The organism is Mycobacterium sp. 48b, assembly GCF_048282725.1.
In the GTDB taxonomy this organism is placed as follows: domain Bacteria; phylum Actinomycetota; class Actinomycetes; order Mycobacteriales; family Mycobacteriaceae; genus Mycobacterium.
In genome coordinates, this window is sequence record NZ_JBLVUL010000001.1 from 5139514 (window position 1) to 5164126 (window position 24613).

The 24613-nt window shown below is 67.5% G+C and carries 24 protein-coding genes; 10 read left to right on the forward strand and 14 right to left on the reverse strand.

What is annotated here, in order from left to right:
* Positions 1–4: 4 nt before the first annotated feature.
* Entirely contained in the window at positions 5–478 is a 474-nt protein-coding gene (locus ACNQR1_RS25100; RefSeq protein WP_418048371.1) for an SRPBCC family protein, read from the forward strand.
* 37 nt (positions 479–515) lie between these two features.
* Here the strand turns inward: ACNQR1_RS25100 and ACNQR1_RS25105 are convergent, their stop codons facing one another.
* From ACNQR1_RS25105 to ACNQR1_RS25140, 8 genes are all read right to left on the reverse strand, one after another.
* A complete protein-coding gene (locus ACNQR1_RS25105; RefSeq protein WP_418048372.1) occupies positions 516–1754 on the reverse strand; it encodes a MinD/ParA family ATP-binding protein in 1239 nt (412 codons plus the stop codon).
* 197 nt (positions 1755–1951) lie between these two features.
* Positions 1952–2875, reverse strand: a complete 924-nt coding sequence (locus tag ACNQR1_RS25110; RefSeq protein ID WP_418048373.1) for an alpha/beta hydrolase — start codon at positions 2873–2875, stop codon at positions 1952–1954.
* A 3-nt stretch (positions 2876–2878) separates the two neighbouring features.
* A complete protein-coding gene (locus tag ACNQR1_RS25115; protein WP_418048374.1) occupies positions 2879–4414 on the reverse strand; it encodes a flavin-containing monooxygenase in 1536 nt (511 codons plus the stop codon).
* Complete coding sequence (locus ACNQR1_RS25120) at positions 4396–5139, reverse strand: SDR family NAD(P)-dependent oxidoreductase (protein ID WP_418050490.1); 744 nt, start codon at positions 5137–5139, stop codon at positions 4396–4398. Before ACNQR1_RS25120 ends, ACNQR1_RS25115 begins: the two co-directional genes overlap by 19 nt.
* A complete protein-coding gene (locus tag ACNQR1_RS25125; RefSeq protein ID WP_418048375.1) occupies positions 5136–5948 on the reverse strand; it encodes an HpcH/HpaI aldolase family protein in 813 nt (270 codons plus the stop codon). Before ACNQR1_RS25125 ends, ACNQR1_RS25120 begins: the two co-directional genes overlap by 4 nt.
* On the reverse strand, positions 5945–6913 hold the full coding sequence (locus ACNQR1_RS25130; protein ID WP_418048376.1) for a zinc-binding dehydrogenase: 969 nt from the start codon (positions 6911–6913) through the stop codon (positions 5945–5947). Before ACNQR1_RS25130 ends, ACNQR1_RS25125 begins: the two co-directional genes overlap by 4 nt.
* A gap of 1 nt (position 6914) precedes the next feature.
* Positions 6915–8144, reverse strand: coding sequence for a cytochrome P450 (locus ACNQR1_RS25135; RefSeq protein WP_418048377.1), 1230 nt, complete (start codon positions 8142–8144; stop codon positions 6915–6917).
* A 17-nt stretch (positions 8145–8161) separates the two neighbouring features.
* A complete protein-coding gene (locus ACNQR1_RS25140; protein ID WP_418048378.1) occupies positions 8162–8866 on the reverse strand; it encodes an NIPSNAP family protein in 705 nt (234 codons plus the stop codon).
* Positions 8867–8941: 75 nt separating this feature from the next.
* On the opposite strand from ACNQR1_RS25140, the gene ACNQR1_RS25145 reads away from it, so the two are divergent.
* Entirely contained in the window at positions 8942–9811 is an 870-nt protein-coding gene (locus ACNQR1_RS25145; RefSeq protein WP_418048379.1) for an SMP-30/gluconolactonase/LRE family protein, read from the forward strand.
* A gap of 9 nt (positions 9812–9820) precedes the next feature.
* Positions 9821–10642: a thioesterase family protein gene (locus ACNQR1_RS25150; RefSeq protein WP_418048380.1), complete on the forward strand. Its 822-nt coding sequence runs from the start codon at positions 9821–9823 to the stop codon at positions 10640–10642.
* 45 nt (positions 10643–10687) lie between these two features.
* Here ACNQR1_RS25150 and ACNQR1_RS25155 read toward each other — a convergent pair whose 3' ends face one another.
* Complete coding sequence (locus ACNQR1_RS25155) at positions 10688–11866, reverse strand: alpha-hydroxy acid oxidase (protein ID WP_418048381.1); 1179 nt, start codon at positions 11864–11866, stop codon at positions 10688–10690.
* Complete coding sequence (locus tag ACNQR1_RS25160) at positions 11863–12771, reverse strand: cyclase family protein (RefSeq protein ID WP_418048382.1); 909 nt, start codon at positions 12769–12771, stop codon at positions 11863–11865. The genes ACNQR1_RS25155 and ACNQR1_RS25160 overlap by 4 nt, the downstream gene beginning before the upstream one ends.
* Positions 12772–12800: 29 nt before the next feature.
* Here ACNQR1_RS25160 and ACNQR1_RS25165 point away from each other — a divergent pair, with 29 nt between their 5' ends.
* Positions 12801–14030 (forward strand): cytochrome P450, encoded by a 1230-nt coding sequence (locus ACNQR1_RS25165; RefSeq protein ID WP_418048383.1) that lies wholly within the window; start codon positions 12801–12803, stop codon positions 14028–14030.
* Between the two features lie 25 nt (positions 14031–14055).
* Here ACNQR1_RS25165 and ACNQR1_RS25170 read toward each other — a convergent pair whose 3' ends face one another.
* Both ACNQR1_RS25170 and ACNQR1_RS25175 read right to left on the reverse strand, forming a co-directional pair.
* Positions 14056–14247 (reverse strand): ferredoxin, encoded by a 192-nt coding sequence (locus ACNQR1_RS25170; RefSeq protein ID WP_044517572.1) that lies wholly within the window; start codon positions 14245–14247, stop codon positions 14056–14058.
* An 8-nt stretch (positions 14248–14255) separates the two neighbouring features.
* Positions 14256–15512: a cytochrome P450 gene (locus ACNQR1_RS25175; protein ID WP_418048384.1), complete on the reverse strand. Its 1257-nt coding sequence runs from the start codon at positions 15510–15512 to the stop codon at positions 14256–14258.
* Positions 15513–15599: 87 nt separating this feature from the next.
* On the opposite strand from ACNQR1_RS25175, the gene ACNQR1_RS25180 reads away from it, so the two are divergent.
* Both ACNQR1_RS25180 and ACNQR1_RS25185 read left to right on the forward strand, forming a co-directional pair.
* Positions 15600–16136 carry a TetR/AcrR family transcriptional regulator gene (locus ACNQR1_RS25180; protein ID WP_418048385.1) on the forward strand — a complete coding sequence of 179 codons (537 nt, stop codon included), beginning with the start codon at positions 15600–15602 and terminating at the stop codon, positions 16134–16136.
* A gap of 36 nt (positions 16137–16172) precedes the next feature.
* Positions 16173–18395: a glycoside hydrolase family 3 C-terminal domain-containing protein gene (locus ACNQR1_RS25185; protein ID WP_418048386.1), complete on the forward strand. Its 2223-nt coding sequence runs from the start codon at positions 16173–16175 to the stop codon at positions 18393–18395.
* On the opposite strand, the gene ACNQR1_RS25190 is transcribed toward ACNQR1_RS25185, so the two are convergent.
* Positions 18383–19564, reverse strand: a complete 1182-nt coding sequence (locus ACNQR1_RS25190) for a CaiB/BaiF CoA transferase family protein (RefSeq protein ID WP_418048387.1) — start codon at positions 19562–19564, stop codon at positions 18383–18385. The genes ACNQR1_RS25185 and ACNQR1_RS25190 overlap by 13 nt on opposite strands.
* Before the next feature lie 56 nt (positions 19565–19620).
* Here ACNQR1_RS25190 and ACNQR1_RS25195 point away from each other — a divergent pair, with 56 nt between their 5' ends.
* The 4 genes from ACNQR1_RS25195 (at position 19621) to ACNQR1_RS25210 (ending at position 23392) form a co-directional block, all read left to right on the forward strand.
* Entirely contained in the window at positions 19621–20763 is a 1143-nt protein-coding gene (locus ACNQR1_RS25195) for a phosphotransferase (protein WP_418048388.1), read from the forward strand.
* A gap of 43 nt (positions 20764–20806) precedes the next feature.
* Entirely contained in the window at positions 20807–21364 is a 558-nt protein-coding gene (locus ACNQR1_RS25200) for a TetR/AcrR family transcriptional regulator (RefSeq protein WP_418048389.1), read from the forward strand.
* A 136-nt stretch (positions 21365–21500) separates the two neighbouring features.
* The gene (locus tag ACNQR1_RS25205; RefSeq protein WP_418048390.1) at positions 21501–22985 is read left to right on the forward strand and encodes an aldehyde dehydrogenase family protein; all 1485 of its coding nucleotides are present in this window, start codon (positions 21501–21503) and stop codon (positions 22983–22985) included.
* Entirely contained in the window at positions 22985–23392 is a 408-nt protein-coding gene (locus ACNQR1_RS25210) for a nuclear transport factor 2 family protein (RefSeq protein WP_418048391.1), read from the forward strand. Before ACNQR1_RS25205 ends, ACNQR1_RS25210 begins: the two co-directional genes overlap by 1 nt.
* A gap of 116 nt (positions 23393–23508) precedes the next feature.
* Here ACNQR1_RS25210 and rlmN read toward each other — a convergent pair whose 3' ends face one another.
* Positions 23509–24600: a 23S rRNA (adenine(2503)-C(2))-methyltransferase RlmN gene (rlmN, locus tag ACNQR1_RS25215; RefSeq protein ID WP_418048392.1), complete on the reverse strand. Its 1092-nt coding sequence runs from the start codon at positions 24598–24600 to the stop codon at positions 23509–23511.
* Between the last annotated feature and the right edge of the window lie 13 nt (positions 24601–24613).

Sequence of the window (24613 nt, forward strand, 5' to 3'; positions counted from 1 at the left end):
ACCATTGGGCATCGTGACCACCAGCTCCGAGACGGCTTTCACCCAATCCGCCGAGGAGGTGTACGACTTCGTCACCAACCCGGCGAACTGGGTGAAGACATATCCGGGCAGCGCGCATATCGGCGGCCTGCCGGAACGGCTACCGCTGCAGGTAGGCGACACCTGGACCGAGGCCGGACCGGACGGAGCGCAGATCTACACCTGGCATCTGGCGATCGCGATGCGACCGCGCATGTGGGTGTTCAACTCGGTGGGCCGGCTCGGCCATGACGCCGAAGGAAACGGCGGCATGGAAGGCCGCATCACCGTGCAGTATCAGTTCACCCGCCCGGGCAACGACATCACGCTGTTCAGCCGCACGATGACCATCGAGGCCTACAAGGATTCCCCGCTGCCGGACGCGCTGTTCCGTGTGGTCAATCCGGCCAACATCGATCGGTATCACGCTGCGGTGGCTCGGGAGCTGGCACTCGGCTGAGCCGCGAATCAGGCCTGATTCGCGGCTGAGCCGCGAATCAGGCGAGCGCCGCGCCGCCCTCGAAATCGTCGGACAACGCCGCCGCCAACTCCAGCGTGCGCCGCCGGAACGCCGGCCGCAGCAGATCGAAATGGATCTCGGTGCCCGCGGCGATGTGCTTGTCCCACGGCAACACGAACACCCGGCCCGGGGCCACATGCTTCTGGAACTGGTGGACCAGGTCGCCGGTGTTCACGTTGGGTTTGCGCGGGCCGACGTGGTTGACCACGACGCAAGACCGGTTCAGCAGATCCTGGTAGCCGTTGTGGCGCAGCCAGTCCATGGTCACCGCGGCCTGCCGGGCACCGTCGATCGAGGCACTGGCCACGATGACCGCACCGGACACCGTCGCCAGCACGCCGCGGCCCGCCGGCGCGAACATGTCCGCTGCGCAGTCGGCCAGAACCAGGTTGTAGTGCTTGGAGACCGCGGCAGTGGCGGCGTTCCAGTCGGCATCGTTGAACGCCCGGCTCGCACCGCTGTACTCGTCGCTGGACAGCACCTCGAGCTTGGACTCGTTCATGCTGGTGAAGGCCCGGACGTCATTGTACCGCGACAGGTCCTTGGCAGCCAGGAGGTCGCCCACCGTCGCTGCGGACTGCCGTCCGACGCGATCGGCCAGGTTGCCGCTGGCCGGGTCGGCGTCGACGGCCAGGATCCGGTCGCCGCGGACCGCGCTGAGCACGGATCCGAGTGCCACCGTGACGGCGGTCTTGCCGACGCCGCCCTTCAGGCCGAACACCCCGATCTGGTGGGACTCGCGGGCCGTGCGGCGCACCCTGGCGTACAGGTCCAGTTCGTAGAGTTCGTCGCGGGACAACCCGAGGTTGAGGCGGGTGGTGACGTACACCGCCCGCCGCCAGCCGCGGCGTGGCTGCATCTTGACCGAGGAGCGCACGCCGACACGGGAGAGGTTGTCGATGGCGCGCGGCTCGCCGGGTCCGGCCGGCGGGATCGGCTGCTCCAAGATCCAACTACCGGCCGAGGACGACCCACTGATGGGCCTGCCCGGGATCACCGGGAGCTTGGTGGTGATCTCCGCTTCGCGGGGGGCGGCGAAATTCGAGGTGAGAACGATCGGTGGCGTCGACACCCTGGCATCACCGTGCCGGGACCGCCCGCTCGGCAACGCCGCGACCGGTCCGCCCAGGAGGGCGTCGAGCCCGCCGTACGACAGCGGGTCCCTGGCATGTTTGGCATCTCCGGAGTACATAAGCCGGTCGTCGTCGGCCGACATAAATACCTCTCAATCGCTCACTCGCTCCCGACGCGACCAGGTTGCCCCTCGGGTGCGCCGCCGCACCGCCGAGGCCGTCGTCGCACCGGCCGTACCGATTGTCCGCGCGAGTTTCACTTGCAACAGAACTGCATTATTGCCCACAACGTCGATCACAACCACCGCCGAGCACCCGCCGTGATGGCCCAGCTACCAGCTCAACCGTACAGCGCACGGCGCAGCGCCGCGCCCTGTAGCGCGAAGAGCTGTTGGCTGACCTCCCACTCAGGAACCAGCGAATCGAAGCCGTGACACGTCGCGGGGAACAGATGCAGCTCCGTGGCAACGCCCTCGACCAACAGCCGACGCGCGTAGTCGATCGCCTCGTCGCGCAGCGGATCGAGTTCAGAACAGGTGATCAGTGCCGGCGCCACTCCGGTCAGCGTGGCAGCCCGGGCGGGCACGGCCGATTCCGGCACGTCCCGGCCGCCGGCATAATGCCGCCACATCGCCACGGTCGCCGGACCGTCGAAGCCCGGAGTGTCGGCGAACTCCTCTTTCGACCGGGTGGGCCGGTCGTCGAGTACCGGCTGGTGCAATGCCTGGAACACCACCGGCGGTGCGGAACCCGCTGCGGCGTGTTGTGCCAGCAACGCCGCCAGAGAGCCGCCCGCGCTGTTGCCGGCCACCGCGATGCGGCCCGCGTCGATGTCGAGCTCGCCGGCCAGCGTTGCGGCCCAGTTGAGCACCACCATCGCGTCGTCGAAGGCGGCCGGGTAGGGATACTCGGGCGCCAACCGATAGTCCATCGAGATCACCGTGCACCGGGCCCGCCGGGCCAACTCCACGCATTGGATCTGGTCGGTGTCGAGGTTGCCCAGGACGAAGGCACCTGAATGGCAGTACAGCACCGCGGGTGACGGCGAGGGGCCACCGCGGTAGATCCGCACCGGGATGGTGCGCCGGCCCAGCGCCACGCGGGCACCGACGATCTCCACGCCCGGCGTATCCAAAACCTGCGCGGCATCACGGCGTCGCTGATCCAGGGAGGTCCGCACCACGCCCAACTGATCCGTGGTCAGATCGGTGCGGGCCTCGGCGAAACCGCGCAATGCGGGGTCGAGGCGCTCCAGCCAGGGCATGGCTCAGCCGTCCGTCCGATCGGCGGCCGCGGTGACCGGGGCCGGGTAGTTGGTGGGCGGTTCGAAAGTGTAGTCGGCGGACCGGAACCGGCGGGTCATCGACCAGAACGCGCGGGCACTGCGCGGCCATTGGGTGACCACCCGGCCGCTGGGAGCCCGGAAGTAGCTGCTGCACCGGGTCAGCCACACGGTGCCCTGCATCCACCGGTCGATGTCGGCCAGAAACGCGGCCATGGCGCCGGGGCGCACCGCCACATAGGACTTGCGTTTGCGCCGAAGGTGTTTCAGTGCCCGCACCACGTAGCGGGCCTGTGCCTCCAGGATGAAGATGACGCTGTTGGAGCCCACATTGGTGTTGGGCCCGTACAGCATGAAGAAATTGGGGAAACCGGGCACCGCCATTCCCAGATAGGCGAACGCCCCATCACTCCAGGTGTCGTGCAGCGACACCCCGTTCTCGCCCGTCACCTCGATCTGGCCCAGATAGTCCGCCGCCGCATAGCCGGTCGCGCACACCACCACATCGACGTCGAGTTCCCGGCCGTCCTCGGTGACCAGAGACCGGGACCGCAGCGCACGGGCCGGGCTGGACACCACCTCGACGTTGGGCCGGGTCAGCGTGGCGATGAAATCCGGCGAGAACACCAATCGCTTGCAGCCCAGCGGATGGTCCGGGGTGAGCTGAGCCCGCAATTGCTCGTCGGCCACGGTTGATTCGAGGAGGTTGAGCGCGAGCGCCTTGAACTCCTGGGTCTTGTCGCTGCCGTTCTCGATGACGGCGATGTTGGACTCACTGCGCAGCCAGAGCCGGGTCCGGTAGATCTTCTTCGCGAACGGCACATGGGCGAACAGCCAGCGTTCCCGCTCCGTGTAGGGCCGGTCCGGTTTCGGCAGCACCCAGGTCGCCGAGCGCTGGACCGAGTACACCTTGTCGGCGACCTTCGCCATTTCCGGAACCACCTGGGAGGCAGTCGATCCGGTACCGAGCACGGCTACCCTGGCCCCGTCGAGCGCGACGCTGTGATCCCACTGAGCGGTGTGCATCAGGGTGCCGGTGAACGGCTCCTCGGTCACCAGGTCCGGTTGCAGCGGCTGGGTGAACAGCCCGATCGCCGAGACCACGATGTCGAAGCGGTGCTGCACACCGGCCCCGGTGGTCAACACCCAGTTGCCGGCGCCGGAATCCCATCGCGCCGCGGTGATCTCGGTGTTCAAGCGCAGATGCGGGCCCAGCTGGTAGCGCTCGGCGCACCGCTCGAAGTACTCCAGGATCTCCGGTTGCCCGGCCCACAGCCGGCTCCAGCCGGCGTTGAGGTCGAAGGAGTAGGAGTACAGGTGTGACTTCACGTCGCAGGCCAGGCCCGGATAGGTGTTGATCCGCCAGGTTCCACCGACGCCATCCTCGCGGTCGAAGATGGTGAAGTTGCCGAAACCTGCCTTCTTCAGGAAGATTCCGAGCGCCAGCCCGCCCGGCCCGGCGCCGATGATCCCCACGGACAGTTGCGAATTGGGCATCCGCTTCATCCGATCTGCAGACATTGGCCGCCGTCGATGACGAGCTCCGAGCCGGTGATGAACGCCGCCTGGTCCGACAACAGGAACGCCACGGCGTCGGCCATCTCGCTCGGCTTGCCCAGCCGCCCCAACGTCGCCCGCTCTGTCAGCCGGGCCTTGGTGGACTCGTCGAGCATCGGCGTCTCGACGGGTCCGGGAAAGATCGCGTTGACCCGGATTCCGTCGCGACCGAGTTCGGCAGCTGCCACCTGGGTGAGCCCGCGCAGTGCCCACTTCGACGAACCGTACGCCGCGTGGTGCGGAAACGGCCGCAGGGCGCCGGTGCTGCAGGTGTTCACCACCGCGGCGTTGTCCGCCCGCCGCAGCGGCTCGAGCACGGCCTGCAGTCCCAGGAAGGGTCCCAGGCAATTCACCCGCCACAGGTCCTCGAAACCGCTCGGGGTTTCCTCGGCGATCGAGGCACTGTGCAGCACACCGGCGTTGTTCACCAGCGCGTTGAGCCCGCCAAATCGGGCCAAGGTGGCTGCCACTGCGGCCCGCCAGTGCTCTGGTGATGTCACGTCCAGTTCGACCGCCAGCACGTTTTCGCCGAACTGGGTTGTGGTGGGGGTGAGTTCGTCGATCACGTGATCCCCGGCAGTCACCCGGTAGCCGTCGGCGACCAGTCGGCGCACGATGGCCGCACCCTGGCCGCGTGCGGCACCGGTGACCAGTGCGACGCGGCTGCCCGGCCCTGCTCCTGCGTTCAGTTGTAGCCTCCTCGTTCGGTGCCGGTCGCGGCCTGCCCTGGCACGGGCGGATCGCCGGCGCGTCCTGTTGCCTCGTTGAGGTGCTCGGCGGCACCACGGCGTAACGCCTGAGATTCAGAGGCCAAGGTGATCATCTGGAAACCCAAGTCGGCCATCGTATTTCCGAGTTTTCCCGCCCCGGCATGGATTCCGCTGACCAGTCCGGCCGTGCGGGTGGCCGTCAGGGCCGTGACCATCGCCGCCCGCACCTCGGGGTGCGTCCAGGCGTCGGAGAGCTGGTATCCCATCGAGATGGCCAGGTCGGCCGGGCCGACATAGATCCCGGTGAGGCCCGGTACCGCACAGATCTCGTCGGCAGCGGCCAGACCGCGCGCGGTCTCGATCATCGCGAACACGCTCACCCGGGCTTCCAGCTCGGCGGTGTCGTGTCCGAGGCCGGCCCGCAGCGGCCCGAAGCTGCGCACACCTGCCGGGGCGTACCGGGTGGCTGCGACTGCCGCGGCGGCCTGCTCGGCGGATTCCACCATGGCGATGATCACCGCGTCGGCCCCCGCGTCGAGCACCCGGCCGATCGGTGCCGGGTCGGCCGAGGGCAACCGCACCGCGGTGGCGATCGGGACATGCTCAAGCCGTCGCAGCAGCAGTGCCACGTCGGCATCGTCGAGATACCCATGCTGAACGTCGAATCCGACGTAGTGGTAACCGGCCGCGGCGAACTCCTCGGGGCCGAGGATCGTCGGCCCGACCACCCAGCCGCCCCAGACCTGGGCGTTGGATGCCAGCGCGTCCTGCAGTCTGCTGGGGCTCATCGGGTGATCGCGATCTTGACGCGCTCGGGAACCGGGCGGCAGGCCAGTTCGAACGCCGCCTGTACATCGTCCGAGCCGAATGTATGGGTCACGTAGCCGGCCAAGAGGTCGGGATGTTCCCGGGCGAACTCGTCGGCCCGGCGCAACACACGCTGACGGTCCAGTGTCACACCGGATTTCAATGTGAGGTTGTTGCGCAACATGGTGCGCATGCTGATCGGATAGCTGTCGTCGTCGGGCACCCCGAAGTAGAACACCGTGCCTCCGAACGCGGCGGCCTCCAATGCGTGGTTCAGCGTGGCGACCTGGTGCCCGACAGCCTCGATGACGACATCGGGCTTGCCGGCCGGCCCCAGGTGCCTGACCCAACGGTCGCTCGTGGCCCGGACCGGATCGTCCACCCCGAATCGGGCGCTCACCGAAGTGCGGTCCACCGGGTCCACGCCGGTGACCCGCGCGGCACCCAAAGCCTTTGCCGCGTAGGAGAACAGCAGGCCGATCGAGCCCTGGCCGATGATCGCGACGTGACGGCCTTCCAGATCCGGCAACTGCTCGACGGCATACAGGACACATGCCAGCGGCTGCAGGCCGACCGCCAGCTCCGGGGCCAGCGCCGGGTCGTAGGAGACCAGCCCCGCTCCGTCGGCGATCACGCGGCCCATCAGACCGTCAAAGCCCGACGCCCAGCCCACCACGCGCTCCCCCGGTCGGTGGTCCGGATGCCGACTGGCCAGCACCTCACCGACGATCTCGTGGATCGGGAAGCCGTTCATCTCCGCCGCGCAGCAACCGGTGTCCCCCGGCAGCTTGCCCTGGGTGCCGCGGAATCCGGGGAGGTCGCTGCCGCAGATACCGGCGGCCAGGAAGTCGAGCAGCACCTGCCCGTCGGCCAGCGACTCAGCAGAAGGCTCTGAAACATCCTGCCGCTCGAACGTATACGGGGCGACGAGCCGATACGACCACACGTCACACCTCCACGGGAATGTTGTTCCAGCCCCACTGGAAACTCGACGGCGGCCGGCACGCCGCACCCTCATCGATGTGGTAATCGGGCACGCGTTTGAGGAACTCCTGGATCATGATGGTGATCTCCAACCGGGCCACGTGGACGCCGAGGCAGAAATGCTGTCCGTGGCCGAACGACAACAGGCGTTCGATGGGCCGGTTCCACACGAAATCGTCCGGATTGTCGTACTCCCGTTCGTCGCGGGCCGCCGACGCCAACAGCGTGATGACACGTTGGCCGGGATTGATGGTGGTGCCGTGAACGGTGTATGGCCGCCGCACGGTCCGGGCGAACCACTGCGCGGGGGCGCTGTGCCGGATGATCTCTTCCCGGGCCACCGGCACATTGCCGTCGAGATCGGAACGCACTGCGGCCATCTGGTCGGGGTGCCGGAGCAACTGCCACAACCCGGTCGCGGTGATCTTCGGGACCGTTTCGGTACCGCCGATGAACACCCCGAGCATCTGCACGGCGGCTTCCATGTCGCCGAGTGCCGACCCGTCGGGCAGCCGGAAGTCGATCAGGGCGTCGGCGATCGGCACGCTGCCGTCATGACCTTCTGCGCGTCGCCGCTCGATGATCGGGGTGAGGTAGGACAGGTACCCGGGGCGGGCGTTACCCACCTCGACCCCCTCCCCGGGCTGCGCGAGGCTGCCCGCGTTGACCGTGGCCAGCACTTCCGGTGCCAGATCGACTGGTAATCCGACGAATTCACAGACCATGGCGGCGGCGACGATGCCGCCGTAATCCTGCGTCAGGTCGAAGGTGCCCCGCGGCAGCAACTCGTCCAGACGCTCGTTGGCCAGGGTCCGGATCCGCTCGGCCAGCTTCGCTGCCGATCGCGGCCGGAACTGCGCCGACGTGCACCGCCGCACGTTCTCGTAGAGCGGTGAATCGAAGTTGGCATGGAACGGCATGGGATGCAACTCCGGATCGGCCACCGGGCCGTCGTTGCGATGCGCCAGCACATTGGCGGCCGGCAGCGTGCCCTCGGATGCGACGAAGGTTCCGTCGTTGACTCCGAGCACGTTCCAGATGTCGTCGAAACGGGACAGCGCATACGTGTCCCACTTGTCGATGTAGTACACCGGGTACTCGTCGCGCAGGATCCGGTAGTACGGCAATGGGTCGGCCATCACGTCCGGATCGAACGGATCGTAGGTGAAATCCTGCAGCACAGGCTGTTTCATCGAGTTCATGGCCGCCTTCACTTCAGCGGTGACGGCGGCAGCGCCGAAAGGATCGAATCCTCCCAGCCGTCGCGCAGCGCGGGGGCCACGCTCATCCAGGTGACGATCTCCGCGGGCGGGTTGCCCTTCCACGACGGGTAGTGGTTCTCGAAGCAGTCCCAATCGTCGTCGAGCGCCCAGTAGTGGATCACCTCGTTGAACCGGAACGTGGTGATGAACGAACCCAGCCAACGCTTTCCGGTGCTCTCCGACCACGGCACGTACAACCGCTCGAGTTCCCGGATGTAGTCGTCCTGGCGCCCGGGCTTGGTCTCCATGATCTCCTGGATCACCAGGCCGGCCCCGAAGTTGGCCTCTTGGAGCTGCGCGAGCGTCCTGTTGTACTTGCCGGCGTACATGATTCGTCCCTCACCGCGGGCGCCGAGCTCCGAGAGGTACGACGCCCACTGCAGCGCGGGCTTATCGTGACTGCCGCCGACCGCCTGCGCCTTGCCGATGCGGGCGTAGTCGGCGAATGCGTCGATCTCCCAGATGATCGTCACCTGTGGCCAGTGCCCGTTGTAGGGCGTGGTTTCCCAGATCGCGAACAGTCGCGCGCCGAGGTCCTCCATCATCGGTCGGTAGACCTCGCCGAAGGTCTCCGTGAATTGGTCGGTCCGACCCGATCCCAGGTCGATGGTCTCGTGCAAATACAGCAGCGTGTGGCCGTAGAACTTCTTCATCACGACGCTCCGATAGTTGACAGTGGCACCATGCGAGCGTGACACTTGGGACGTGTTTTGTAAAGGTGCGGGGACATGACGTCGGGAACCGAACAAACCGGGACAACCGAACTGGCGCATGGTTTCTGTTTCGGCGAAGGGCCGCGCTGGTTCGAGGGCCTGCTGTGGTTTTCCGACATGCTCGGCGAAGCCGTGCACACGGTCACGCTGTCAGGGTCCATGACCACCCTGCCCGTGCCCGGGCATTCGCCGTCCGGGCTCGGTTTTCGGCCCGACGGCACCCTGTTGATCGTGTCCACCGAGCGCCGCCAGGTGTTGCGCTACGACGGTGACACCGTCGAGCTGCTGGCCGATCTGAGTGACCTGGTCCCCGCGGCGCTCGGTGACATGGTGGTCGACGAGCACGGCCGGGCGTACGTCGGATCCCAAGCCCGCACCGATGGGGTGATCGTGCGCATCGACCCCGACGACCAGGTCACCGTTGTCGCCGAGCATCTCGACTTTCCCAACGGCATGGCGATCACGCCGGACGGCACCACCCTGATCGTCGCCGAATCCACCGCTCGGCGACTGAGTGCCTTCACCATCGACGCCGACGGCGGCCTCGCCGACCGGCGGGTGTTCGCCGAGGGGCTCGACGGCCCGCCGGACGGCCTCGCGATCGACGCCGAGGGCGGAGTGTGGGCGGCATTGACCCTGGCGCAGGAATTCCAGCGGTTCGCCGTCGACGGACAGAGCGAGGCGACGGTCACGCACCGGGTCGACGCCGGCGGGCGCACCGCGATCGCGTGCGCCCTGGGCGGCACCGAGGGACGCACCCTGTTCCTGGTCACCACCACCGATGCCTATCCCGAGCGCCTGATCGGCACCAAACTGTCGCGGGTCGAGGCACTGATGGTCGAAACGCCCGCACCGGGCGATCACGACACCCATCACCACCACTGAACGGTAGATATGTCTGACTCTTACTACGAGCTGATCGACGAGAACGACCCGATCGGTGACAAGTTCCGCGCGACCGACATGGCGCGGGGCACCTGGTCGGCGGCGATCCAGCACGGCGCTCCGGTGTCGGCATTGCTGGTGCGTGCGCTGGAACGCTGCGAGCACCGCGCCGACACCCGGTTGAGCCGGGTGGCCATCGATCTCATGGGCGGGGTGCCGTCGGAAGGCGACTTGTGGGTGCGGTCGCAGCTGGAGCGACCCGGCAAGCAGATCGAACTGGTCAGCGCCGAAATGCTGGCGCCCGGGCCGGACGGCGCTCCCCGCGTGGTGGCGCGGGCCGGCGGGTGGCGGATGTCGCGACTGGACACCACGGCGCTCGCGTACACCGGCGTCGAGCCACTACCGCCGCTGGAGCAGGCCCGCAGCCGGGACATGGCCAAGAACTGGGAGACCAACTACGTGCACAGCGTGGACTGGCGCTGGCTGACGGTGCCGCAGGCGCCGGGCCCGGGTGAGTCCTGGCTCAAGCCGACCGTCGACGTGGTCAAGGGCGAGCCGATGACGCCGTTGCAGCGGTTGTTCGCGGTGGCCGACGACGCCAACGGCATCGGCTCCAAGATCGACATCCGCAAATGGACGTTCCTCAACACCGATTTGGTGGTGCACATCCACCGGGTGCCCGACGGGGAGTGGATCGGCATCCGCGCGGACACCAACTACGGGCCCGACGGCATCGGTGCCACGGTGGGGACACTGTTCGACCAGGCCGGCGCGGTCGGCGCGATCCAGCAGTCGGTGCTGGTGCGGCCGCGTCCTCCCAAGCGTTCCTAGCGCGAGAAGACGTGTAGGTACCCAGAATCGCGGGACAACGGGTACCTACGTGTCTGCTCGCCGGAGAACGTCGCGATTCAGCTCAGCCACACTCGCCACACCCATCAGGGTCAGCGTCGAGCGGATCTCGGCGGCCAGGATGTCCAGCACCGCGCCCACTCCGGCACCGCCCGCCACGGCCAGCCCGTAGATGTAGGGCCGGCCGACCATCACCGCGTCGGCGCCGAGAGCCAGCGCCGTCACGATGTCGGTACCGGTGCGCACGCCGCTGTCCAGCAGCACGGTGGCACGTCCGCCGACGGCGTCGGCGATATCGGGCAGCGCGTCGACCGAGGCGGTGGCGCCGTTGAGTTGGCGCCCACCATGATTGGACACCACCACCCCGGTGGCCCCCACGTCATCGATCGCGCGCACCGCATCCTCGGGCTCCAGCACACCTTTGACGACGAACGGGCCGTCCCAGCGCTCGCGGAGCGCGGCGACGTCGCGCCAACTCAGGTCCGGCCGGATCCGGCGATTCTGGATGCCGACCGATTCCACGGCCCCTTTCGCACCGGCGGTATGGGTGAGGCTGCGCATGGTCATCCGCTGATGCCGCAGGAGTCCGTACCACCAGTGCGGACGGATCGCGGCGTCGGCGATACGCCGTGGAGTCAGGATCGGCGGGTGCCCCATGCCGGTGCGCCGCTCACCGGTGCGGTTGCCCTGCACCGGAACGTCGACGGTGACCACCAGGGTGCGATAACCGGTGTCGCGGGCCCGGCCGAGCATCGAATCCGAGAACGGTCCGTCGCCCCAGGGATACAGCTGGAACCAGTGGTCGGCCGAGGTGCCCGCCGCGACTTCCTCGATGGAGTACGACGATGCCGTGGACAGCGTCAGACGGGTCCCGGCCCGCTCGGCAGCCTGCGCGGCGGCCAGCTCACCGGACCAGTGCGCGAGACCGGTCAGCCCGGTGGGGGCCAGCACGACCGGCAGTTCGAGTCGTTGCCCGTCGATCGTCACACCCAGGTCAGCGCCGGTGTGCCCGGCCAGAACCCGTTGGCGCAGTGACCAATTCGCAAAGGCGCTGCGATTTCCCCGCAACGTGCGCTCGTCTTCGGCCCCGCCGTCGAGGTACGCCCACACCATCGCGGGCAGGGCCCGGCGCGCTGCGCGCCGGTAGTCCTCGACATCAACCAGCGGCGCGCGGGTACGCAGCCGGTACTGGAATGCCGGGCTCATTTGATCGCGATGGGCGTGACCGGGGACCCGACGGCGTTGCTGATGTGCAGCGGCGGCGCGACGAACAGGAAACTCCAGATGCCGTCACCGGCACAGTCGGCACCGAGCGCGTCGAGGTCGAGGATCTCGGCCAGCGGCATGCCCATGTCGCGGATCAGGATGCAGTGCAGCGGCAGCGTCTCCCCCGTCTCGCTGGGAATCACCTCGATGGCCCAGTTGTCACTGCCCACCGCAGCGACACCGCGGTCACGCAACCAGCGCGCACAGTCGATGCCCAGCCCCGGCTCGGTGGACATCCAGTCGTCGCGGCCAAGGGCCAGCAGTCTGCCCCGCCAGCCGGTACGCACCAGCAGGAAGTCGGCTTCTCCGACGGTCACGCCCTGCGCCTTTTCGGCTGCCTCGAGGTCGGCCGGGGTGATCGCCGTACCGCCCTCGAGCCAGTCCACTCCGTGCAACCGGGCGATGTCGAGCAGTACCCCCCGCCCGGCGATCCGGTCGGTGAAGGCGTCGACGGCCAACCGACGGGCCCCGGCGCGGGTGCGGACCTGGTCGGTCGAGTAGCCGTTGTACAGCTTGTCGTCGTAGGCCACGTGCGACAACGCATCCCACTGGGTGCCGGACTGCAGCGGCATGATGATCCAGTCGTCGGCGACCTGTAGCCCGTGCGGCTCCCAGTCGTCGGGCTGCATCGACATCAGATGAACCGGGTTGAGCCGGCCCCCGATCCCGCTCTGCGGACCGTCCTTGCCCACCGGGATGCTCAGCTGAAACACCTTGCCCGAACGGACTTCACCAGCGGCGGCCTGCACATGGTGCGGCTCGACGAGGTTGAGGGTCCCGATCTGGTCATCAGGCCCCCATCGGCCCCAGTTGGACAGTTCGCGGCCGAGGTCTTTGAAACTCACGCTTTACAGAATTACATACAATTGTCAACATGGCAGCTATGGTCGCCGCCCACTTTCCGCTGCTGTCGTTCGACACCACCGACCCGGCGTTCGTCGCCGATCCGTGGGCGCGCTACCGCGAGATCCGGGAGCTGGGTGGAGTCGTCTTCAACGAGCGGATCAACCGGTGGATGGTCGGCGAGTTCGACCTGGTCAAGCAGATCCTCAGTGCACCTTCACGGTTCGGCTCCGAGCGCGGCCAGGTGGAGCACGCCGCGGTGTTCGGCGGACCGACGATGGAGTTCTACGACGGCCCGCACCACGACCGGATCAGGTCGATCTGGTCCGGCGATTTCCGGCCGAGGACCTTGGCGGCGCTGCGCCCGGTGATCACCGGCATCGTGCGGGCCCGGCTGGAGCCCGTCGCCGCCAGACTGCGCGACGGGGAGTCCGTCGAGGTGGTCTCGGAGCTCACCCGCGGTATCCCGACCGAGGTGATCGCCCACATGCTCGGCGTGGAGCAGGAGATGGTCGGCCAGTTCACAGCGTGGAGCGACGCGATGGGCGCTTCCGCCGAGGGCTACAGCATGCCCGGCGAGCACGGCGCCGAGCTGATCGCCGCCGGGAAACACGCCACGGCCCAACTGAATTCCTACATCCGGGAGCAGCTACCTCGCCGCGGATGCCCGGCCGAAGGCAGTTGGGATCTGATCGGCACGATGGTCGGCCACGATTATGCGTGCGAGCACATGACCGAACAGGAGATCGTCGCGAGCAACACCCAGTTGGTGTTCGCCGGCAACGAGACCACCGCCAAGCTGCTCGCCCAGATCGTGGCGACGCTCGCCGGCCACCCCGATCAGCGCCGAATCCTCCAGTCGAATCCCACCCTGGCCCTCGACGCCGCAGAAGAGGTGCACCGCCTGGAAACCGTGTCGCACTCCATTTTCCGCGATGTGGTCGGCGACGGCACCGCCATCGGTGACGTCCCCGTGGCCGACGGCGAACGAATCACCCTGCTACTGGGCGCGGCGAACCGGGATCCGCGACGCTGGGAGCGCCCCGACGACTTCGACATCACCCGGCGCAAGCTGTCGCACCTGGGTTTCGCCTTCGGCCTGCACAGCTGCCTCGGCATGAACTTGGCCCGCCTGGAGGCCCAGATCTTCGTGGAGGAACTGATCGACACCGTGGGCGACTGGCAGCTGGCCGGTCCGCTCGACTACGGCACCAACTACACGGTGCGCGGGCCGAGCCGGGTACTTGTGTCGCTGGGCTGACGCTTCGGCCGCCAGTGGCCAGTTATCAACCCTGCATCCGCAGTGCCGTCGCCGGGCACTGGGTCACGGCCTGCTGCAACCGTTCCCGGTCGCTCTCGGGGTGGTCATCGCCGTGGATGTGCACCATGCCCTCGTCGGAGACCTCGAACACGTCCTCGGCGATCGACTCGCAGATTCCATGCCCGGTGCACTTGCCCAGATCGACTTCGACGCGCATTTTCCGGCCTACGCGACGTGCGCGGGCACGCGCTTGATGCCGTGCACGAAGCTGCTGTACAGCAGTTCGGGCTCACCGAATTCGACGGTCTTCAACCGGGTCAGCAACTCACGGAACAGGTGTCGCAGCTCGGTCTTGGCCAGCTGATTGCCCAGACAGAAGTGCGGGCCACCGCCACCGAACCCGACCTGCGGGTTGGGAGAACGGCTCAGATCGAAACGCTGCGGGTCGGCGAACACCGACTCGTCCCGGTTGCCCGAGCAGTAGAACAGGCCGACCTTCTCGCCTGCCCTGATCTGCTGGCCGGCCAGCTCGACATCCTCGGTGGCGTGCCGCGCGAACTGGATCACCGGGGTGGCCCACCGCACGAATTCCTCCGTGGCTAGACCGATCCGGTTGTCGAAATCCTCCAAGAGCCAATCCTTTTGGTCCGGATTGGCCGCCAAGGCCATCATCGCGTGAGTGGTGGTCTGCTTGGTGGTGTCGTTGCCCGCCGAGGCGAGCAGGATCAGGAACGCCCCGATCTCCTCGTCGGTCAGCCGGTGCCCGTCGACCTCGGCGTTGACGATGCTCGTCATCAGGTCGTCACCGGGATTGGCCCGCCGGAACTTGGCCAGCTCCACTCCGGTGTTCGAGATCAGCATGATCTCGTTGATCGTGGCCATCGCACGCTCTTCGAGCGACGAGTACTCGTCATCGCTCATGCTGAACAACTTCTCGGCCGCCTTGGCCAGTGCGGGCTGATCGGCAGTGGGCACACCGAGCATGTCGGAGATCGTCCGCATCGGCAGCTGCGCCGAGCATGCCTCGACAAAGTCGACATCCCCGGCACCGATCAGATCGTCGACGACGGCAACGGCGTTGCGGTGAATCTGCTCCTCGATCTTGCGCACGTTCCGCGGGGTGAACGCCGAGCTGATCAGGCGGCGGTACGTGGTGTGCTCGGGCGGATCCATCATCAGGAAGAACGTGGCGAACTTCTGCACGTCGGCCGGCATCGGGTCCAGCGCAACGCCCTGGGTCGAGGTGAACAATTCAGGATGCTGGCTGACGAACTGGATGTCGGCGCGGCGGGTCACCGCCCAGAACCCGGGCTCTTCGACGTCGAACAGCGTCGACAGCGGCTGATGCCAGCTCAGGCCCTCACCGGCACGCAGTTGAGCGAATGTCTCGTCCCGCTCGGCGAAGGGCCGGCTCCAGAAATCGTGCGACGTGATGTCGAACGGGCTGTATTCGCGTGCCTGCGGTGAGCTGGCGACTGTCACGGTATTCCCTCCCTGCACGGCGTTCGACCACGGTGTCGCGCCACGAATTAGCGTGACAGTTCGGCGATAGTTTGTAAAGCTGTGGGCATGGCGGAAATATCGTCCATCGACGACGACAGCAGCACCCGCGGGCGAATCCTGGCCGCCACCGCCGAGGTGCTGGGCGCCAACGGCATGACCAAGCTCAGCCTGTCCGAGGTCGCCCTGCAGGCCGGGGTTTCCCGGCCGACCCTCTACCGCTGGTTCGCCTCCAAACAGGAACTGCTCGACGCCTTCGTGGAGTGGGAGCGCAAGTACTACGAACAGGCCGTGGCGCAGGCCTCCGCGGATCTGCCCGAGAACGAGCACCTGGACGCAGCGCTGCGCACGGTGGTCGAATATCAGCAGTCCTATCCGGGACTACGCATGGTCGACATCGAACCCGAACACGTCATCAAACGGCTCACCCAGGTGATCCCGCTGATGCGGGAACGCCTGCAACGGCTGACGACCGGTCCGGATGCCGACATCGCCGCGGCCACCGCGGTGCGGGTGGCAGTCTGCCACTACCTGGTGCGCAGCGACGACGCCGACGACTTCCTGGCACAGCTACGCCACGCGGCCAGGGCGAAGAATCCGCACTGACCAGGACTTTTCACTTCCGGCACTACCCTGGGCCCGGTGACCGACTCAGCTGATCCCACCGTCGGGCTCGACCTGACCGAACAGGCCGCGCTGGGCAGCGGCGCGAGCTTCTGGACCACCAAGGCGATCGACTCGGTGCCAGCGATCGTGCTGACCGACGGACCGCACGGGGTACGCCGGCAATCCGGCAGTGCCACAGATCATCTCGGCCTTTCCGGCAGTGAGCCGGCGACCTGCTTTCCCCCTGCGGTCGGACTCAGCCAGACCTGGGATCCCGAATTGGTGGAGCGAGTCGGCCGGGCACTGGGCGACGAAAGCCGCGCACTGGGCGTGCATGTCCTGCTCGGGCCGGGAGTCAACATCAAGCGCGATCCGCGGTGCGGGCGCAACTTCGAGTATTACTCGGAGGACCCGCTGCTCTCGGGGACGCTGGGCGCGGCGTGGGTGCGCGGGGTGCAGAGCCGCGGTGTCGGTGCGTCGCTCAAGCATTTCGCGGTGAACAACGCCGAGCACGACCGGATGCGGGCCAGCTCCGACGTCGACGCCCGCACGTTGCGGGAGATCTATCTGCGGACCTTCGAGATCGTGGTGCGCCGGGCCCGGCCATGGACGGTGATGTGTTCCTACAACCGGATCAACGGGGTCTACGCGTCCGAGAACGCCTGGCTGTTGACCACAGTGCTGCGCGACGAGTGGGGTTTCGACGGCGCGGTGGTCAGCGATTGGGGCGCGGTGGCGGACCGGGTTGCGGCCGTGGCCGCGGGCCTGGACCTGGAGATGCCCACGACGGGCGGCCTCTCCGACACCGAGGTGGTCGACGCGGTGCGTGCCGGGTCCCTGGACGCCGACGTCGTCGCCCGGGCCGCCGGCCGGGTGGCTCGGCTGGTCGCGAAGGTCACCGAAAGTGACGACACCGGAGCATCATTCGGCTCCGCCGAGGTCGACGCACATCACGAGCTGGCGCGCGAGGCGGCGCAGCGGGCCATCGTGCTGCTGAAGAACGACGGCGGCCTGCTGCCGCTGGCACCGTCGCCGCTGGCGGTCATCGGCGGATTCGCCCAGGAGCCGAGATACCAGGGCGGCGGCAGTTCCCATGTCAACCCGACCCGCCTCGACATCCCGCTGGACGAGATCTGCAGGCTCGCAGGCGATCACCCGGTGAGCCATTGTTCGGGAAGCGATGTCGCGGCCGCGGCCGGCGCAGCCGAATCCGCCGGCGCCGCGATCGTGTTCCTCGGTCTCACCGCCGAAGAGGAGTCCGAGGGCTACGACCGCGATCACATCGATCTGCCCGCCGCCCAGCTGGATCTGCTGCGCGCCGTGGTCCGGGCCCAGCCCCGCACCGTGGTGGTGTTGTCCCATGGCGGCGTGGTGCGCCTGGACGCTGTCGCGGCCCTGGCCCCGGCCGTCGTGGACGGCGCCCTGCTCGGGCAGGCCGGGGGCGGAGCGTTGGCCGATGTGCTGTTCGGCATCGTCAACCCGTCGGGCCGGCTGGCCGAGACGGTTCCGTTGCGGCTGCAGGATTCTCCTGCTTACCTCAACTTTCCGTCCGAATCGGGCCATACCGTCTACGGCGAGCGGATGTTCGTCGGCTACCGCTGGTATGACAGCCGGGACATGCCGGTGGCGTTCCCCTTCGGCCACGGCCTGTCCTACACCTGGTTCGACTATTCCGGTCTCGAGGTCGACGCTCCCGATACGGGGCTGTCCGTGCGGCTGACGGTGACCAACGCCGGCGCCCGGTCAGGCCGTGAGGTGGTGCAGGTCTACGCCGGGCTACCCGGTTCGCTCGTCGGCAGACCGGTCCGGTGGCTGGCCGGTTTCACTTCGGTGACGCTCGAACCCGGCGAGCAGCGCACGGTCGAAATCCCGATCAGCCGAGATGATCTCGCGTACTGGAGCACGACTGCCGAGCACTGGATTGTCGAGCCCGGCGAGTACATGGTGTCGGTCGGCGCGTCCAGCCGGGACCTGCGGCTGACGGCGGCGGTGACGTTGGCCGGCGACGTGCCGACACAGCCGTTCACCCGCGATTCGACGCTGGGCGAGCTGATCGCCGACCCGGTGGCATCGCAGACGATTCTGGCGGTGCTGGGCAGCGCCTCCCCTTTCGGCACAACCGATTCCGCACTGGGCAGCAATCTGCTGCGGATGCTGGAATCGGTGCCGATCGGACGGATGGCCGCCTTCTCGGCGGGCAAGGTCACCCGCGAGCAGCTCGACGAACTGCTCGCGGGCATCAACGCTCAGCGGTCCTGACGCCCGCGCAGTTCTGCCAGGATCTCGTCGGTGTGGGCGCCGAGCGCCGGGGCCGCCATGCGCGGCTGCCACGGAGTGGCCGAGAAGTCGGCCGGGCTGGCCACCATCGGGACCGCCGAAATCCCGTCGGGCACATCGACGATTCCCCCGGCGGCGTGGAACTGCTCGTCGGCGATCACGTCGTCGAGACTGTTGATCGGTGACCAGAAGAAGTCGGGCTCCTCGTCGAACAGGACGGCCCAGCGCTCCATCGGATGCTCGGCGAAGATGGCGTCCAGCTCGGCGATCAGCTCACGCGCGTTGACGTACCGGTCGCGCGCGGTGGCGAAACGCGCGTCCGTCAACCAGTCTTCGCGGTCCACCACGCGACACAGCGCGGGCCAGTGCCGGTCCCCCTGCAGCCCGACGATCCAGAAGCGTTTCCCGTCACCGGCGGCGTAGTTGTTCATGCACGGGTTGGCCATCGCCTCACGCTGGCCGATCGCGACCTGCTCGCCGCTCATCAGCACCGTGTTGAGATCGAAGCTGACGGTATAGGCGCCCTGGCGGTAGAGCGACGTGCTGACCAATTGACCGGCCCCCGTGCGGTTTCGGGCCAGCAGTGCGGCACACACCGCGGCTGCCAGCGTCATCCCCGCCGAGTGGTCTCCCATCCCACCGCGCTGGAACGGCGGGGTGTCCCCGGGCCGGGTGAGCAAGTCGGCCAGGCCGGCGCGGGCCCAGAACGCGGCGACGTCGTAGGCCGCGCGGTCCGCCTCCGGTCCGGTCAGTCCGTATCCGGTGATCAGCCCGTACACCAGGCGCGGGTTGCGTGCCGCGACGGTCTCGAAGTCCAGCTGGAGCCGCCGCAACGCCGCGGGCCGCACGTTGGTCAGGAAAACATCTGCAGTGGAAAGCAATTCGCTCGCGGTGTCACGACCCTCGCTGGTGCCGAGGTCCAGCACGATGCTGCGTTTGGACCGGTTGTCCATCTCGAAAGGCGGATTGGCCGCCACGCCCAGGTCCGGATCCAGGCCCAGCATCCGGCCGAAGGTTCTTGCCGGGTCTCCCGACGGCGGTTCGATCTTGATGACGTCGGCACCCCAGTCGGCCAGCAGCGCTCCGGCCGCCGGTGCGGCGACCCAGACGCCCAGCTCGACGACCCGAAACCCCTCCATCGGACCCGCCATCGCCACCCCTTTCCCAAACCGCTTTACAATTTCGCTCGCAATTGTAAACTCTCCGAATGCTCACATCGGCCCGCCGCCTTGTCCCCGCTGCCGGCCTGGCCGCACATATCGGCCACGGCGTGCAACGTATCGCAACCGACGCGGTCATCGGGGGCATGCGGTCACTGCCCCGCCACATCGGGCACCTCGACGCGGGCCATCTGTCCCGCCTCACCGGCCACCGGGTCGAGTCGGTATCGGTGATCGGCGGCGATGCCGGCACCTCGTCGCGCGCCCGCCTGGCGCTCAGCGGCCCGAACGACGTGCCCGAGTCGGTGTTCGTCAAGATGCCCGCCGAAACCGTGGCCACCCGGATGATGGGTGAGCTGGGCCGGCTGGCGCACACCGAGGTCCGGTTCTACCAACAACTGGCCGAGGGCCTGCCCGGGGTACCCCGAGCCCACGGCGCCGCCTTCGACGCACTGACCGGCCGATTTGTACTGGTGCTGGAAGACCTGACATTGCAGGCCTGCGAGTTCCCCGACACGCTGCATCCACTGGACAAGGACCGGGCCGCCCTGACGGTCCAGCTGCTCGCCCGGGTGCACGCCGCATTCTGGGACCGCCTGCCGAAACGCAGCGGACGCGGGCCGCTGGGCTGGCTGTACTCGGCGTCGGGCGATCACACCTCACTGCTGACCGGCTCACTGCTCAAGCTCTCGACAAAACGCCTGGCCGAGAGCACGGACATCCCGGTGGCCGACGGCCGGTTCATCGACGAGAACTATCGCGCAGCGGCCCAACTGCTCGATCAGGGGCCACACACCGTGATGCACGGTGATGCACATCCGGGCAACTTGTTCTTCCGCAACGGGGAGGCCGGCCTGCTCGACTGGCAGGCAGTGCGCCGCGGGCATCCGGGCCGGGAACTGGCGTACACCCTGATCACGAGCATGACCACGGCTGACCGCCAGGCCGCCGAACGCGACCTGCTCGACGAGTACCGCAGTGCACTGGCCGCGGCCGGCGGTCCCACGCTGGATCGCGACGAGTTGTGGAGCCGCTATCGCCTCGGGGCGATCTACGGTTACGCCGCGCCGGTGATCACCGCGGGCCTCGGCGGAATGCAGGATGAAGGGATCGCCACCGAAGGCGCAAAACGGGGCGTGGCGGCATTGGCCGACCTGGAGACTGTGGCAATGCTCAAGAAGTTGCTGTGATGGTCCTACCATTTGGTGAACCACGATCAACCAAGGCCTGGATGTGAATGAACCTGCACCCGCACGGCGGGACGCCACAGTCGAAGACACCTCGACGCGCCACCGAATCCTGGTCGCGACAGCCGAGGTGCTGGCCCGCAGCGGCCAGACCAAGCTGAGCTTGTCCGAGGTGGCGCTGCAGGCCGGCGTCTCGCGGCCCACGCTGTACCGCTGGTTCGCCGACAAGCAGGAACTTCTCGACGCGTTCGGCACCTACGAGCGCGAGATGTTCGACCATGGCATGAGCCGTGCCACCGTCGGCCTGCGGGGCACCGAGAAGCTCGACGCCGCACTGCGTTTCATCGTGCAGTACCAGCAGTCGTATTCCGGGGTACGGCTGGTCGACATCGAACCCGAAGTCGTGATCGCCCAACTGGCCAACGTCATACCACTGATGCGCGCTCGGCTGCTCAAACTCCTGTCGGGCGCCAATGCCCCGGTCAAGGCCGCCACCGCGATCCGGGTCGCGGTCTCGCACTACATCGTCCGCAGCGACGACGGTGACCAATTCCTGGCACAGTTGCGCCACGCCGTCGGCATCAAACAGCCCGACGCGAGCTGACCTACCTCTGCTGTCCGCCCTTCCACACCTCCTGCCCACGCGCCAACGACACTCTACGATCGCAGAGACTTGGCGATCGGTCAATGCTTCTTCCAAAGGGGTGACACGACACGCAATTTTTGTAAAGCTGTCTCCTATGACTCAGGTGCAGAGCGACACCGGCGTGCTCGCCGGTGACGAGCGGATGCTCATCGACGGTGAACTCCAATACACCGGCAGCGGTGCGAAATTCGACGTCATCCACCCCGCCAGCGAGCAGGTGGCCGGCCAAGCCACCGACGGCACGGTGGCCGACATCGAGCGCGCCGTGGGCGCCGCGCGACGGGCGTTCGACGAAACCGACTGGAGCCGCGACGTCGACTTCCGCCACCACTGCCTGATGCAGCTGCACGACGCGCTGGAAGCCGAGAAGGAACGGTTGCGCCGGGTGCTGGTCACCGAGGTCGGCTGTCCGGTGACCGTCACGGGCTCCCAGATCGAGGACCCGATCGGCGAGGTCAAGCACTGGGCCGAGCACGGCAAGAACTTCGAGTACGTCGTCGACAACGGCGTGCACCAGACCCAGCTGGGGCCGGCGCGACGCAAGATCGCCTACGAACCGGTCGGTGTCGTCGGCGCGATCACCCCGTGGAACGTGCCGTTCTACCTCAACATCGCCGAGACGGTTCCGGCGCTGATGGCCGGCAACACCGTGGTACTCAAGCCCGCACAGCTCACGCCGTGGTCAGGTACCGAGTTGGGCCGCATCGTGGCCGAACACACCGACATCCCGGCCGGTGTGTTCAACGTGGTGGTGTCCAACGCCAACGAGGTCGGCGCCGCGCTGTCGGCGGACCCGCGGGTCGACATGATCACCTTCACCGGGTCGACCGCGACAGGCCGCGCCATCCTGGCCGCCGGCGCCTCCACCGTCAAGAAGACCATGCTCGAACTGGGCGGCAAGTCGGCCCACATCGTGCTCGACGACGCCGACTTCAACTCGGCGCTGCCGATCGCGGCGATGATGGCCTGCGTCATGAGCGGGCAGTCCTGCATCCTGCCCAGCCGAATCCTGCTCCCCCGCAGCCGGTATGACGAGGGCATCGAGCTCCTCAAGGGCGCGATGGAGAACTTTCCCGTCGGGGACCCGTGGACGCCGGGCATCATGCAGGGCCCGCAGATCAGCGCGACCCAGCGCGACAAGGTGCTCGGGCTCATCAAATCGGGCATCGATTCCGGGGCACGCCTGGTCACCGGCGGCGGGGTGCCCGAGAACCTGCCCACGGGCTACTACACCCAGCCCACGCTGCTCGCCGACGTCGACCCCGATTCACAGGTCGCGCAGGAGGAGATCTTCGGACCCGTGCTGACGGTCACCCCGTATGACTCCGACGACGAAGCGGTCGCCATCGCCAACAACTCCATCTACGGCCTGTCCGGAGAGGTGTCGTCCGGCGACGTGGACCGGGCCTTCGCCGTCGCGCGACGCATCCGGACCGGCAACGTCACGATCAACAGCCGCAGCCATTTCGGCATCAACAGCCCGTTCGGCGGCTCCAAGCAGAGCGGGCTGGGCCGGCGCAACGGCGAGGAGGGCTTCAAGGAGTACTTCGAGTCCAAGACCATCGGGATGCCCGAGTAGTGAGCGACCATTCCGAGATCTCGGCCCTGCTGTACCGCTATGCCCGGGCAGTCGACTCCAAGGACTGGGAGCTGTACCGATCGGTGTTCACCGAGGACGCCCACATCGACTACTCGTCGGCGGGAGCCATCGTGGGCAGCCGCGATGAGGTGGTCGACTGGTTCGCCGCCAACTTCGGGGTGCTGCCGTGGACCATGCACTACATCACCAACATCGAGATCCTCGAAGGCGACGGCGACACCGCGACCGTGCGGGCGATGTTCTACAACCCCATGCAGCTGCCGGGGATGGCGGAGATCAGTGCGTGCGGCGGGTACTACCACCACGAACTGGTGCGCACGCCCGACGGCTGGCGCAGCCGCAGCCTGCGCGAGGAGAACCTCTGGTTCACCAACCCGCCGGTATAGACCCGCTCCCGAGACTGCCTACAGCCCACCGACACTGCGTACAGATCGCCATTTCCCGGCCGAACGCGATCTGGGCGCTGTCTCGGTGATCTGGGCGCAGTCTCGGCGCAGAAAACTCAGCCTTCGGCGGCCAGCTGACCGCAGGCCGCGGCGATCTCCCGCCCGCGGGTATCGCGCACGGTGCACGACACCCCCTTGGCCTGAACGCGTTTGACGAACTCACGTTCGACCGGTTTGGGACTGGCGTCCCACTTGCTGCCCGGCGTGGGGTTGAGCGGGATGAGGTTCACGTGTACCAGCTGGCCGAGCTTGCCGTGCAGCTTCTTACCCAAGAGGTCTGCCCGCCAGGGCTGATCGTTGATGTCGCGGATCAACGCGTATTCGATGGACACGCGCCGACCGGTGACGTCGGCGTAGTAGCGCGCGGCATCGAGCACCTCGTCGACCTTCCACCGGTTGTTCACCGGCACCAAGGTGTCGCGTAGTTCGTCGTCAGGGGTGTGCAGAGACAGCGCCAGGGTGACGCCCAGTCGCTCGTCGGCGAGCCTTCGGATGGCAGGCGCCAGACCCACCGTCGACACCGTCACCGACCGGGCGCTGATCCCGAAACCGTTCGGCGGCGGCGCGATGATGCGTTTGACGGCGGCGACCACCCGGTTGTAGTTGGCCAGCGGCTCACCCATGCCCATGAAGACGATGTTCGACAGCCGTCCGTCATGTTCGAGCCGCATGGCCGACGACGCCGCGCGGACCTGTTCGAGGATCTCGGCAGTGGACAGGTTGCGCATCAGGCCGCCCTGCCCGGTCGCGCAGAACGGGCAGGCCATTCCGCAGCCGGCCTGCGAGGAGATACACACCGTGTTGCGCTGCGGATAGCGCATCAGCACCGACTCGAACGTCGTGCCGTCGCCCGCGCGCCACAGCGTCTTGCGGGTCTCCCCCGCGTCGCACTGGATCTGCTTCACCGGATCGATCAGTGCCGGAAAAAGGGCCTCGGCCACTTGATCACGCACGGCGGTCGGCAGGTCGGTCATCTGCTTCGGGTCGGCGATCAGCCGGCCGTAGTACTGGTTGGCCAGCTGCTTGGCCCGGAATTTCGGCAACCCCAGTTCGGCGACAGCCTCCGCACGGCCGTCCTCGTCGAGGTCGGCAAGGTGGCGCGGCGGCATACCGCGGCGCGGGGCTTCGAAGACCAATTCATGCTTCATGTTCTTTCCAGTA